This is a genomic window from Formosa algae (genome assembly GCF_001439665.1).
GTDB lineage: Bacteria > Bacteroidota > Bacteroidia > Flavobacteriales > Flavobacteriaceae > Formosa > Formosa algae.
Genome location: NZ_LMAK01000014.1, coordinates 215003 through 229123, shown reverse-complemented (window position 1 = coordinate 229123; position 14121 = coordinate 215003). Strand labels below are relative to the sequence as shown.

The window sequence follows — 14121 nt, the reverse complement described above, 5'->3', positions numbered from 1 at the left end:
ATGAAAGCAATCAATTTTTTAGTCGTTTTAATCTTTTCTTTTTTATTAACGGCCTGCAACACACAAACAAAGGAACCAGACCAAACTATAGACCAATCTATATCTAAAATAGAAGTGATGGACTTCCACTCTACACACAGATGTATGACGTGTAAAGCTATAGAAGCCAATACAAAATATACTTTGGACACCTATTTTGCAAATGAATTAAAAGACAATAAAGTGACGTTTCAAGTCATTAATGTAGATGATAAAGGCAATGCAACTATTGCTGAAAAATTTGAAGCAGCAGGAACTGCTTTAATATTAAATGTAATTACTAACGGACAAGAACAACACATAGATTTAACAGAATTTGCCTTTATGAATGGTACCGATCAAGAAGCTTTTTCTGAAGGATTGAAAGCTAAAATTAACACAGCCTTAAATACATTATAAATGGATGTATTAGAATTGTTAATAGCGCAATACAACATTCCCATATTATCGGCTTTTGTACTCGGACTAATGACAGCTATTAGTCCGTGCCCATTAGCGACCAATATCACGGCAACGGCATATATCTCTAAACAGATTTCTAGCAAGCGTAACGTGTTTTTAAGTGGCATACTCTATGCTTTAGGAAGAGCATTTAGTTACACGGTTATTGGAATAATTTTATATTTCGGAGCCAATAAATTTCATGTGGCACGGTTCTTTAATCAGCATGGCGAAAAATATTTAGGTCCGTTATTAATTCTTATTGGACTCATCATGCTAAACGTTATTAAAATTCCTTTTTTCAAGACATCTAATATTCAAGAAAAATTCACCAATAAATTTAAAGATCAAGGGCTTTTAGGTGCTTTTATAATTGGTGTGGTATTCGCATTAGCTTTTTGTCCATATAGTGGCGCTCTGTTTTTTGGTATGCTTATTCCCATGACAATTACTTCTGCAGACGGCTTATATTTACCTGTAATTTTCGCTTTTGGAACCGGATTACCTGTCATTTTATTCACCTATCTATTGGCTTTTACGGCTGGAAAAATTGGTGTTTTTTACAGTAGAATTACAAAAATTGAGAAAATCATGCGGTTTCTAGCGGGCATTGTCTTTATACTTACAGGTGTGTATTATGTTAGTATATTTATGGGATTCTTTTAGATTAAATCCTTTATTTACTAACTAAGATTATAACTGTTTCCAATCTTTTTCTCCCCAAGCATCCAGACCTCTTAAAATAGTTTCTAAAGATTTCCCACGAGCCGTTAAACCATATTCCACTTTTGGTGGAACAACAGGATACACAGTTCTGCAAAGCAAACCGTCTTTTTCTAATTCTCTAACGGTTTGTGTAAACATTTTATTAGATATACCAGAAATATGTTTTTGTAAAACTCCAGAACGTAAATCGCCTTCTAAAAGATGAAATAATATTAAAGGCTTCCATTTTGTACCTATTAAATTCATGGTGTAATTAAGCGGACAGTTATTTTCTTTGTTCAAAATTAATTTTTATTTACTTGATAATCATTATTTTACTACTTTAGGTAACTATACTACTTTTTAGTAAGTACTTGCCAAACAGACAAATATAATCTAAATTTGTATTCTAAATTAGATATTATGTCAGTAAAACAAGATTATCCAAAATCATTTTCACATATAGGAATCACCGTTCCGGATATTAAAAAAGCAGTACAATTTTATACAGAAGTTATGGGCTGGTACACCATAATGGAACCGTCAACCATTAAAAAGGAAAAAGACACAGCCATAGGAATTATGTGTATCGATGTGTTTGGCGAAGATTGGGAGACGTTTGAAATTGCACACCTCTCGACTTCAGATGGTGTTGGTATAGAGATTTTCTCATTTCCTCATGGCGTTAAAGACGCACCAGAGTTTAGTCCGTTTAACACCGGATTATTCCACTTTAGTATTCAAGATCCAAACATCGAAGATTTAATAGATAAAATTGTGGCTTACGGCGGAAAACAACGTATGCCAATTAGAGCCTATTACCCTGAAGAAAAACCTTTTAAAATGTGTTATGTAGAAGATCCTTTCGGAATTGTATTCGAAATTTACACCCACAGTTACGAGTTAACCTATTCTTCTGGTGCTTATACTAAATAAGCTTTATTATTAATACATACAAACCGATGTAGACAAGTGCTTTAAAAACATAGAATTTGTGCTAAATTCATCATATAGTTTGTATTCCGTTTGTATTTATTACATTCGCTCTTTGTTAAGCGTAACTTAACATAAGTTACAAATAAATAGAAAGACTCGTGAATTTTAAAGATATTATTACAGACTGCTTCAATCAAGTTAAAGGCATAGAAAACGAAGGCCATTTAGCAGCGTATATTCCAGAATTGGCAAATATAGATCCTGAAAAATTTGGAGTACATATTACCACAATGGATCAGCAAGGATTTGGTATGGGAGATGCGCTTGAAAAATTCTCAATTCAGAGTATTGCTAAAGTTTTATCGTTAGTGCTTGCTTATAAAATTTTAGGAAAAAAAATCTGGGAACGTGTAGATGTAGAACCTTCTGGAAATGCCTTTAATTCGTTATTACAATTAGAGGTTGAACATGGAATTCCCAGAAACCCATTTATCAATGCGGGTGCTTTAGTCATTTCAGACATCTTAGTATCTGAATTAGATCATCCTAAACAAGACTTTTTAGAATTTGTAAGACGCATTTCTAATAATCCAAACATTAATTATTGTAGTAAAATTGCCGAATCTGAGAAAAAAGTAGGCTACAGAAATATTGCCTTATGTAATTTCATTAAGTCATTAGGAAATATTAATAATGAACCTGACGAAGTCTTAGATTTTTATTTTAATTTATGCTCTCTCGAGATGAATTGTAAAGAACTTTCTGAACTGTTTTTATTCCTAGCGAACAATGGGTGTTGTACATATAGCAAAGAAGAAATTCTTACCGAACGTCAGTCAAAACGTATTAATGCCTTAATGCAAACTTGCGGGTTTTACGACGAGTCGGGAGAATTTGCTTTCGAAGTTGGATTACCCGGAAAAAGTGGTGTTGGGGGTGGTATTGTAGCTGTTCATCCCGATCAATATACCATCGCAGTTTGGAGTCCAAAATTGAATAAAAATGGGAATTCTTTTAAAGGGATGAAATTTCTTGAAGCTTTCACTACAGAGTCTAAATTGTCTATATTTTAGTACGTTAACAAATATAACACCGTTTTTAACGCAACCTTTTTTATACATTGCCATCTTTTAATAAACAGCAATGATGAAAAACTTTTACCTGGTTATAACATCTGTCCTTTTATTACTAAGTTCTTCTTGTAATTCAGATGATGACACGACTAACAATGCCCTTTTATACGGAAATTATACCGGAGAATTTACTGTAATATATAACGACAGTACAATGTATTCTAACCCGGTAACTGTTCAATTTTATACTGATGACACTTACATATCTAGCGGAAACGAAAATTATTTCCCAGCTGGTGGTAGCGGAAGCTTTAGTAGTAATACAGAAACTTTAGAATGTTATGATGGAAATTTTTGGACAGCAAATTTCGATTGGAATCTTATTCTTAGCGGAAGCTACACCTATACAAAGACTGAAGATTCATTAGTATTCTCTGCTTATAAAAATAATTTAGGAAACTTTACCTATAAATTAATTAAAACCGAATAAGCAATCTATTTAAAATCAACGCTAACCTTTAATCCATACAGTATGAAAAAGTATTACCTTATTGCTATATTCAGTTTATTTTTATTTGCTTGTAATAATGATGATGATGGATATGGACCTACTTACGATTATACCTTTACTGAAAATAGTGAATTAACTGTAGTGTCTTATGATACTGAAAGCTATATACAATATGGTGAAGTTAACCCTGGGGAAAAATTAGTTTTTGAATACAGATATGATGCCGGAGTAGATTTAAACATGTCAGATTCTGGATTTACAGAATGGATAAAATTCGAGATCGATCCAGAGTTAGAACAGTTCTCTTACACTGATACTGAATTAGTCGCTATTGATGCTGTATATACAAAATCGTGTTTCTGTTTTTTTGAATATGATGAAACTAAAGACGTAGATCCAGTAGGAACCATAAGCGGAGAAAAAATATCTAATACGACTTGGAACATAAAAATTGACGTTACTTTTTATAATGAAGATCATAAAACCATAGAGACAAAATTTAAGCTAAACCAAGATTAAGGTTATAAAGACAACATTCGACGTCCATATCTAAAATTTTAAACCTCCTGAATTAACAGATCATGAATTATTAGACAAAGCAAAACAAGTAAAAATATGCCACTATTATTAACGGCACTATAATCGATTGTATGATTGCTTCAATTGGATATGATGATGAAAAAACACACCTATGGTTTAGTCTTCTTAATGCCGTTATTTTCATTTACAAAATGGTTAATCATTTTATAGAAAAAAAAGAAAAACGACAACTTTTAACTGCTTCTGATTTAAAATAAAACTGATTTGAGAAATTTTACAGACCTATTACAGAGACATCATACCTAAATTAAGATTAAAAGGTCTTTTATTTTTATTAACATAAACACTTTCAACAAACAAATATAACACACTGTATTATAGTAATTAACAACATATTAATTCACACTATTTTAACGCCTCGTATAAAACATTAACTATTATAGCGGTTTTAAGATTAGGAAACTTTAAAAAAATTATTGAAATTCGCGAAGTGAAAACAGCAAGTCTACTTTTAGCAATATTTCTAATGGTAAAACCACTAATCCCTTTAGTGGAATACGCTGCATTTTACGATTATATAGTAAACGAACTTTGTGAAAATAAAGACGTACCCGAACTGCAATGTAACGGAAAATGTCATTTAAAAGAACAACTTGCTAAAGCTTCAGATACTGAAAAAGGGAATAACGATAAAGGAGGATCTATTTCTTTCGAAAATACGTTAGTTTTCTTTCAGAACTCAAAATTTAATTATGATTTGTTCTTTCCTAAAGAACAGCCACTAAAAACAGCATCTTTTTACAGTAAAATTTACAACTTCCACTATGTAAATTTTGTATTTCATCCACCTCTCGTATAGTTTCAATATATACATAAAAGTTCCTAAATTTTAAATTACGCATAAACTAAATATATTATATAGTTAGTGGTTCGTGTTGTGTTATGTTTTATTGTATTTCAACTAAAAACATGATATGTCACGATATGATTAAGCTAACTACATTATAAAGCAATAGTCGCGTAGTGTATTCAATTTGTGTATTTCTATGTAAAATCTCTTACGATAATATTTACAATAACAACTGTAGTAAAACCTAAACTACACTGCACTTTTAATAGAAAAGTAATGTGTATGTACGGCTTATGTTATCGTATTTTCAATAGTTTTTTAATAAAAAAGTCTATAACACATGAAACTTTTACAAGGTATTGTAATGGTGGTTTTCGTGGTGCTCACAGCGTGTACCGTAGAGAAAACAGATTACGAGGCAGAATTAAGTACAGATACTACAGAATATATAGAATTCGAAGAGGTAACAACTACAAATAGTGGAGATTACACCATTAGTATTGAAGCCTTAAACGGAACCCTTTATAAGGGCTATAACGAAATTCATCTAAAAATTAGTAATTCAGAAACGCTTACAAATTTAGAAGATGTAGCGGTTACTTTTTTACCTATTCAGACCGATGCTAACGGAAATAAAAGTTCTTGTCCGCACCAATATAATTTAGAATACGATGCTACAGAAGGCTATTATTTAGGCTATGTGGTATTTACAAGTGAAAGTGATAGTACAGTAAGCTGGCAGGCATATATCGATTTTCAGGAGAGTTCGCAAACGTACGCTATTAATCAACCCTTTACTGTTGAAGAACAAACCAATATGAATCTTAATATGACTGCCTTTACTGGAAATGACCAGGAACAATATATTATTGCGCTAGTGGCTCCGCAAAGTCCAGGAGTGTCGGAAAATGATCTGGTTGCCGGTATTTACAAGTACAATACGCCTGAAAGTGAAGCTGGAACATTCCCAGATCTTACGCAGTACTCCTACTCTATAGTTCAAAATCATACGTTAGTGTTAGACCCAAGAATGCCAGAACCGTCTATGGGAAATCATTCTTCACCTAATAATGAAGACTTAACTCAAGACACAGATAGCCTATATCACGGTGTAGTAAATTATACCATGACAGGGAATTGGACCTTGAATTTTATTTTTCAAGATGCAGATGGAAACACGATAAAAGGTACTGAAGTTTCTACAGAATTTACACCAGGAATTGAAGGTGAACGTAGCGAACTGTATATCGATATTTTATTCTAGAGCGATGAGACAACTTACACTAATCTTACTGCTTTTAGGAGGCTTTGTTCAAGCACAAAACACACCCATCGTTAGGGATAGTTCTGATGTGCTTTTAGACGAAGTTCTTGTTATTGCAGCTAAGAAAACCAAAATTGAAACAGATATGAAAATGGCTGTTTCTGTAGATGAGTTTTTAGCATCGTCTGATAATATAAGCTTTATAAAACGTGGAGCTTATGCATGGGAACCGCTTTTAAATAATATGAGTACAGAGCGTTCTTTAGTCACTATTGATGGCATGCATGTTTTTGGAGCTTGTACAGATAAAATGGATCCTGTAACCTCGTATGTAGAAAGCAATAATTTATCTGAAATTGATATTAAATCTGGGCAACAGGGTAGTTTACACGGTGCAACAGTAGCCGGGAGTATAGACTTAAAACGAAAAAGTACTGCTTTCGGTACTAAAAACACATGGGATGGTGCCTATCAAGCCGGTTACGAGTTTAATAACAACCAGTTCTTTAATCTTGGAAATGTATCATATTCCAGTGAAAAACTCGTAGCAGATGGAAGTATTTCGTTTAGAAAAGCTAAAAATTATACCGATGGGAATAATGATGAAGTAGACCACTCTCAATTTACTAAATTCAATACGTCTTTAGGGTTGGCTTATAAAACAAGTGACTTATCTTCGGTACGTGTCGATGCTATTTTTGATAGAGCTAATGATGTAGGATATCCTGCCTTACCTATGGATTTATCGCTATCTAGAGCCCTGATAACTTCTGTAGCTTACAAGCAGTTTTTTGAAGACAAACTGATAAAAGTTTGGGATACTAAATTATATTTTAACGCTATAGAGCATTATATGGACGATACCACTCGTCCAGAAAACTTAGTGCATATGGATATGCCAGGTTGGAGCACAACCTATGGTTTAGTGTCTAAAATAAATTTAAATTCCGAAAATTATGCATCAGAAATACAGCTTAATGCTTACGATAATTTATCTATTGCAGAAATGCGTATGTATCCGCAAGACTATAGCGAAACAACTATGTTTGCTTACAGTTGGCCTTGGGTAACAACACGCTATGCAGGATTATCTATGACAAATTCTTGGGACATCTCTGCTCATAGTCAGTTGCTTTTTGGTGGGACTTTAGGTGTAAATTATAACTATTCAAAATATGTAGAATTCAACCGTATTTTCCATCCTGGAGCTTCTCAAGAAAAAACCCGTTTTCTACCAAACTTATATACCACTTACCAACTAAACACTGGAGGATTCGATTTTTCTGCAGGTGGTGGTTACGGACATAGAGCGCCATCGGTTTCCGAAGGTTATGGCTATTATATCTACAATAGCTTTGATAGATATGATTATATAGGAGATCCAGATTTGGAAAACGAAGTGTCTTACGAGGCCAATGCTAGTGCAGGTTTTACACATGCAAAAGGAAATATTCAAGCTAAAGTAAACTATTTCTATATTCAGAATTATATTATTGGTAGAATACTTAGTTCAGGAAGTCCAATGAATTATCAGTCGGTTGGTGTTAAAGGCTACACCTCTTTAGATCACGCTACTTTATTCAATTTTTCTGTAAGTGCAGATTATAGCATTTTACAAAATTTACATTGGAAAGGGACCTTAACCTATGCTAGAGGATTAGATGAAAATAAAAATAATTTACCCTTTATCCGTCCGTTAAGTTATCAAACCTCGTTACATTTTTCTTATCAGAAATTCGGAATCTTAACAGCACTTAATGGCGATTTAAAACAAATAGACTACAGTCCAGAATATGGTGAAGACGAAACACCGTCTTATACCAATTGGAACGTTTCTGCAGATTACACCTTTTTTATTAAAAACAAAAAAACAGTCTTACAAGTAGGTGCCGAAAATGTATTTAACACGTATTACAGTACGTATGCAGACTGGGGAAATATCCCAAGAATGGGACGTAATATCTTTACATCTCTAAAAATTAATTTATAACACAAACCCAAAATTCAAATCAACTATTAAATCAAAAAAAATGAAAAATCTTAAAATTTATGCTTTGTTAGTATGCGCATCATTATCCATTTTATCGTGTAGTGATGACGATATGCCCGTAGCAAATGAAGTGACCTTAGAATTTACAAACACTTTCTCTGGAACCACAATTGTATTAGGAGACGACACATCTACAGAAGCTACAGTAAACACTTCAGATCAAGGACAAGTACACCACTTTGCAGAATTAAAATATGTAATTAGTAACATTCGTTTAATTAAAACAGACGGCACAGAAATTCCTTACAATATCAACAATTTAGATACTGGTGCTACCGTAGTAGACCAATCTAAAAAAGAGACTTTACAATATGTTTTAAGTGATATTCCTACAGATGAGTACAGCCAAATTAAATTTGGATTAGGTGTAAGATCTGATTTAAACACTTTAGACGAAGTTAGTTTCCCTGAATTTTATGCAACTGCTGGAGCAAACGATACAGAGATGCACTGGGAATGGGGAACAGGATATCGTTTTACTAAAATTGAAGGGTTTTACGATACAGATAACAAAGAATTGTCTTTCCATTCAGGAAGTACCCTTGAAGGAGAAGAAGGTAGTTATACACAAGGTGTAGATGCGTATAGAGATATCACCTTAGACTTACCAACTACTGCTGTTGTTGGAAGCAACGGACCGACAATTAAAATTGAAGCTGACTTTGATTATTTATTAAGCGGAAACAGCTATAGCATTACTTTAGTCACTACATCAGATATTACTAATAATGCTACTCCAAGTGCACATACAGCAACAGAAATGGAGAAGTTTGTAGATAATATTGGTGGAAATGAAACTACAGATATCACTGGAATGTTCTCTATCATTGAAGTAGAAAACTAATACAAAACATCTTAGGAGTCGGCTATAAAATACATTTAGCCGACTCTTAATTTAGTCTCTCTAAACCATAAACATGAAAAACATCTTAAGACATATTGCCCTACTTTTAATAGTATTTGGGTGTAGTGACGATAGTTCGGAAATTGTGTCTTACGTTAACTCTGAAGTCACCATAGATATTCCTTTCGGTTTTCCAGAATTTAATAGTACAGTATATACTAATGTACCTACTGTTTATGGCGTAGAATTGGGAGAGAAACTATTTAATGAAACCTTATTGAGTGCAGATAATACCATCTCGTGCGCGAGTTGCCATATGCAAGAAAATGCCTTTGCAGATCACAATGCAAAAGGAATTGGAATAGAAGGCCGCATCGGACTTCGAAACGCACCTTCTATACAAAACATGGCATTTATGAATTTTTATAATTGGGACGGAAGTAAACTACAATTAGAAGATCAGCCATTAGTACCTATTATAACTTATGAAGAAATGGATTCATCAATTTTAGAAGTAATTGCTAAACTTGAAGCCGAAGGTTCTTATGAAGAACTGTTTAACAAGGCTTTTAATGGAGAAGGGATTACCGCAGATGGGATTTATAATAGTATTGCCCAATACGAGTACACCTTAATATCTGCTAACAGTAAATACGATAAAGTAAAACGAGAAGAAGGCGAAACGTTTACAGAACAAGAAGCCGCTGGGTATACTGTCTTTCAAGATAAATGCATCAGTTGTCACAGTACCGAATTATTTACCGACCAAAGTTTTAGAAATATTGGATTTCCTTTAAATCCAGATACCGAAGAGGGCGGACGCGCTAGAGTCTCTTTAGAGTTAGACGATTATATGAGTTTCCGCGTCCCATCGCTAAGAAATATTGAATATACAGCTCCTTACGGAAGTTTCGGTCAGTTTCAAAGCTTAACAGATCTATTAGATTATTTAGATGCAGGCGTTTTAGATGCCGATAATCTCGATCCGATTTTAAAAGAAAATGAAAACAGAATTCCGCTTACAGATACAGAAAAAGAAAATCTTATCGCATTCTTAAAAACTTTAAGTGATGAGGAATTTATTGAACTTTAGTTCTGAAACACAAAATCTTAGCGCGTATTAAGAATACTACATAAGTTTCTAGCTATCAAATTAATAACTTTATTTAAATGTCTAAAATCAAATATTTTGTTATCTCTTCAGACTGATTAATAAAAACACAAAACAACAATTAGAAAACACTTATAATCTTCTAAAGTAATTTAGAAAGTTTTTTTGGCACTACTATTGACATGTAGTAATTATCATTACATTTCCAAACTATGAAAAGAACTTTACTTATACTTTTAACATCGTTAACTTTAATAGCTTGTAACACGGCTAAACAGGTAGAAAAGGCAGTGTATTCTGGAGATTACGATTATGCCATATATACAGCAATAGATAAGCTTCAAAACAATAAAGAAAAAAAACGTAAAGCTGAATTTATTATCATGCTTGAAGATGCATTTACGAAGGGGGAAGCACGAGATTTAAGTAAAATAACTTATTTAAAAATGGATGGTAATCCTGAAAATTATCAAGAAATTTTCGACTTATATAACACTTTAAGCTCAAGACAAGAGGCTATAAAACCTATTTTACCATTAAGCGTCGATGGCAAAGATGTAACTTTCAATTTTAAAGATTATAACCAATTAACTATTGAATCTAAAAAAAATCTTTCAGGTTATATTTATACAAGTAGCTTAAAATTAATTGCGTCTAAAAACAAAACAGATATTCGTCAAGCCTACGATAATTTAGTGTATTTAAATCAAATATCTCCAAATTACAAAAACACCTATCAACTTATAAACGATGCACAGATAAGAGGTATAGATTATATTTTGGTCACCATAAACAATCAAACACGGCAAATAATTCCAAACCGTTTACAAAACGACTTATTGAATTTTGAAACCTACGGTTTAGACAAACAATGGAGTGTGTATCATGCTCAAAAAGCACAAAATGTAAACTATGACTATGCCATGCAACTTAATTTAAGGCAAATTAATGTTTCTCCAGAGCGTATTAATCAGCGTGAAATTTTTAGAGAACGTAAAATTGTAGATGGTACGACTTACAAAAAAGATAGAAAAGGAAATCCTGTAAAGGACAGTTTAGGGAATTTCATCAAAGAAGATAAAATTATAAACATTAATTACAGGTTTATAGAAACCGTACAAAGTAAAGAAGCTCAAATTTTAGCAAACGTGGTGTATACCGATTTAAAAACGAATCAGGTTATAGACAACTTCCCTATAGATAGTGGTTTTATTTTTGAAAACAGATATGCCGAATATTATAGAAAAAACAGATACGATCAAAAAGACGAACGTGCCTTAATTAAAGAAGATCGCGAACTATTACGTAATAGACCAATAGATTTTCCTAGTAATGAGCAAATGGTGTTTGATACCGGAGAAGATTTAAAACTGCAATTAAAAGATATTATAAATGAGTTTAACACATATTAGTTTGGTATTTAAACACAATACTGAGACTCCTATATATTTTTTCTTATAACTTTAGATTATTAAAAATAACTTAAAATAATAAAAGTATCTCTGCAAGATTTTTAAAAACATTGCGCAAGAATTAGATTGCGGATGTATGTGCTACTTTAATGTGAAAACAGGCGAAATAATTGCCATTCCAGATTCTTCAGAATTTATAGATGAATATATTTTTAAAGAGAGCTTTCAGGAGCAATTAGATGCTATTGAAGACAAAAAAGCCGATTTACTAAAATAGAACCATTAGATAGTTTTCAATCCTTTAAAATATGGGAAAAGTTTACAGAACAATTAAAAGATAAGCCTTTGTAAATGGAACTAAACACCATTCTTGAACAAAAAAAGCCTTTTAGTCATTTTAAATATGCAATAGATAATTCTCCCCATCGTAAAGATTGGTTTGATTTTAAAAATAGTGCAATTGAAAATATAATCACACAGTTTATAAATGCCCAGGAAATTTAATACACTTCGCCTATTATACTAAGTATATATATCTGAAATTTGAACAAAAAAACAACAATGAGAGAATACAGATTAGTTTCTGATTTTAATAATATATTTAGATCTAAAATTCATTTCTTTTAAAAAAAATCTGTTTGGAAATATCTCTTCCTTACAGCAATTATGGGAATTACATTGCCAATATATAGTACACATCCCATCGTTTCTACTACTATATATGTTCTTATCATTATCTTTATATTATGGCCTTTACAGTATTATAGTACTAAAACTATGGGACAACATCTAAACTTTGATGCTTTAGTTTCTTTTAATCCTGATAACATTGTAATTAAACACGTTAACAAAGATCTCATAGAAAATAAAAGTTGGGATTGGGTAAAGGATATAGAAGTAAAAAAAGATAGAATTTGGTTGACTATAAATCTAAAAAAAACCTTTGCCTTTACCTTACCTAAGTCTAAATTAGAACAGCAAGACGTTAATTTTTTTATCGCAAAAAGTAAAATGAAATAAAAGAAATATTTACATTGTTCTAAAATTATAACCTTTAATTACCTTCAATCATTCTATCTTTAGAGTTCAAAATAGCGTTCAAAATAATATATGAAAGATGATAAAATGGGCATAAAGCCTTGTAAAAGTCTATACTTGAAGAATGGTAAAAGGAAACAAATTCAAAATGAATATTTAAAAAATCAACAGAATAGAAAAAGATTACAACATAGAACAGTATTTTTTGTAATTTATAGTCAAGACACACGTCTGAATCTAAATAGCTCACACAGTTATATGCGTATTACAAACTAAATTTAATACTATTCTTATGTATAAAATATTACTCCTTTTAGCTTTATTTACAACATTATCCTGTCAATCTAAACAAGAGCAAAAGACCACTGTAAATCCAGAAGTTTCTGAATCTAACACTACTAAAAAAACTAATGAGACACCTAAACCAACCGATTTTAAATCGTATTGGTATTCCGGGAAAGCAGAGATTAGTAGCTATACTTTAAAGCAATCTAAATACGGAACGATTCGTGATGGCGAAGTGGTTTTAATTTTTGTAACCGAGCCCTTTTCATTAAGTAAACAAGTAAAATTAGATAGACCACAAACTGCGGGAGCAGATCAGGTTTCTGTCATGAAACTTAACCATGTGCGTAAATTTACAACTGGAATTTACGATTACTCTATACTCACGTCTACTTTTACACCCATAGATTATAAATCACATCCGTTCACTTTAAAGTCTACAACCAGTATACAAGAATGGTGTGGACAGACTTTTACACAACTTAATCTGGATGGAGAAAAGTATAATTTTAAACAATTCTCTTATTTTGAATCTGAAGGGGACGACACTCGAGAATTAGCTGTTGCTTTATTGGAAGAGGATTTAATGACTCGTATTCGCATTCAGAACGGACAATTAGAAGCAGGCGAAATTGCTATAATTCCGTCGACAATTTATAGTCGGTCATCTCATAAAAAAATGAATGCTTCTAAAGCCACAATAAGTAAAACTGAAACTCAGGAACTAATTAAATATACCGTGACATACTTAAATCTTGATAGAACATTAACCTTTGATGTAGAAAATCAGTTTCCATACAAAATTATGGGATGGACTGAAGATAATGGAGATGGTTTGGTAACCACGGCAACTTTAAAAGCCAGCTTGCAAGAGCCTTATTGGAAACAAAAAAGCATAGCTGATGAAGCTAAACGCGACGAACTGAAACTAAAGCACTAAAACACGTATCCCACTACTTTTTTAATATTTAGTTTAAATTCCTATAATTAAAACACTATATCCTGCATACTTAAAAATATGT

General features: G+C 32.2%; 17 protein-coding genes. 16 read left to right on the top strand and 1 reads right to left on the bottom strand.

All coding sequences use genetic code 11. From position 1 onward, the window contains the following. Together AST99_RS05945 and AST99_RS05940 are read left to right on the top strand one after the other, a co-directional pair. A complete protein-coding gene (locus AST99_RS05945) occupies positions 1-438 on the top strand; it encodes a nitrophenyl compound nitroreductase subunit ArsF family protein (protein ID WP_057780182.1) in 438 nt (145 codons plus the stop codon). After that, positions 439-1146, top strand: a complete 708-nt coding sequence (locus AST99_RS05940) for an aromatic aminobenezylarsenical efflux permease ArsG family transporter (protein WP_057780180.1) — start codon at positions 439-441, stop codon at positions 1144-1146. It begins immediately after the preceding gene. Positions 1147-1173: 27 nt separating this feature from the next. Here the strand turns inward: AST99_RS05940 and AST99_RS05935 are convergent, their stop codons facing one another. Continuing rightward, positions 1174-1452 (bottom strand): winged helix-turn-helix transcriptional regulator, encoded by a 279-nt coding sequence (locus AST99_RS05935; protein WP_057780177.1) that lies wholly within the window; start codon positions 1450-1452, stop codon positions 1174-1176. Between the two features lie 156 nt (positions 1453-1608). Here AST99_RS05935 and AST99_RS05930 point away from each other — a divergent pair, with 156 nt between their 5' ends. The 14 genes from AST99_RS05930 to AST99_RS05865 all read left to right on the top strand — a co-directional run bounded on the left by AST99_RS05930 (position 1609) and on the right by AST99_RS05865 (position 14039). Then, the gene (locus AST99_RS05930; protein ID WP_057780175.1) at positions 1609-2121 is read left to right on the top strand and encodes a VOC family protein; all 513 of its coding nucleotides are present in this window, start codon (positions 1609-1611) and stop codon (positions 2119-2121) included. Between the two features lie 158 nt (positions 2122-2279). Beyond that, positions 2280-3194, top strand: coding sequence for a glutaminase (locus AST99_RS05925; RefSeq protein ID WP_057780173.1), 915 nt, complete (start codon positions 2280-2282; stop codon positions 3192-3194). A gap of 73 nt (positions 3195-3267) precedes the next feature. Continuing rightward, on the top strand, positions 3268-3684 hold the full coding sequence (locus tag AST99_RS05920) for a hypothetical protein (RefSeq protein WP_057780171.1): 417 nt from the start codon (positions 3268-3270) through the stop codon (positions 3682-3684). 42 nt (positions 3685-3726) lie between these two features. Continuing rightward, positions 3727-4224, top strand: a complete 498-nt coding sequence (locus AST99_RS05915) for a hypothetical protein (protein WP_057780169.1) — start codon at positions 3727-3729, stop codon at positions 4222-4224. Between the two features lie 511 nt (positions 4225-4735). Next, a complete protein-coding gene (locus AST99_RS05910; RefSeq protein ID WP_146035165.1) occupies positions 4736-5104 on the top strand; it encodes a hypothetical protein in 369 nt (122 codons plus the stop codon). Positions 5105-5435: 331 nt separating this feature from the next. Next, positions 5436-6359, top strand: coding sequence for a hypothetical protein (locus AST99_RS05905; RefSeq protein ID WP_057780165.1), 924 nt, complete (start codon positions 5436-5438; stop codon positions 6357-6359). 4 nt (positions 6360-6363) lie between these two features. Next, positions 6364-8349 carry a TonB-dependent receptor plug domain-containing protein gene (locus tag AST99_RS05900; protein ID WP_057780163.1) on the top strand — a complete coding sequence of 662 codons (1986 nt, stop codon included), beginning with the start codon at positions 6364-6366 and terminating at the stop codon, positions 8347-8349. 40 nt (positions 8350-8389) lie between these two features. Continuing rightward, positions 8390-9253, top strand: coding sequence for an MbnP family protein (locus AST99_RS05895; RefSeq protein ID WP_057780162.1), 864 nt, complete (start codon positions 8390-8392; stop codon positions 9251-9253). A 73-nt stretch (positions 9254-9326) separates the two neighbouring features. Continuing rightward, positions 9327-10346, top strand: coding sequence for a cytochrome-c peroxidase (locus AST99_RS05890; protein WP_057780160.1), 1020 nt, complete (start codon positions 9327-9329; stop codon positions 10344-10346). Positions 10347-10576: 230 nt separating this feature from the next. Then, positions 10577-11776, top strand: coding sequence for a hypothetical protein (locus tag AST99_RS05885; protein ID WP_057780158.1), 1200 nt, complete (start codon positions 10577-10579; stop codon positions 11774-11776). 136 nt (positions 11777-11912) lie between these two features. Next, entirely contained in the window at positions 11913-12053 is a 141-nt protein-coding gene (locus AST99_RS18840; RefSeq protein ID WP_232301588.1) for a hypothetical protein, read from the top strand. A gap of 74 nt (positions 12054-12127) precedes the next feature. Further along, on the top strand, positions 12128-12280 hold the full coding sequence (locus tag AST99_RS18835; RefSeq protein WP_232301587.1) for a hypothetical protein: 153 nt from the start codon (positions 12128-12130) through the stop codon (positions 12278-12280). Between the two features lie 273 nt (positions 12281-12553). Further along, on the top strand, positions 12554-12796 hold the full coding sequence (locus tag AST99_RS05875) for a hypothetical protein (protein ID WP_057780156.1): 243 nt from the start codon (positions 12554-12556) through the stop codon (positions 12794-12796). Between the two features lie 310 nt (positions 12797-13106). Beyond that, entirely contained in the window at positions 13107-14039 is a 933-nt protein-coding gene (locus AST99_RS05865; RefSeq protein ID WP_057780153.1) for a hypothetical protein, read from the top strand. Positions 14040-14121 lie beyond the last annotated feature (82 nt).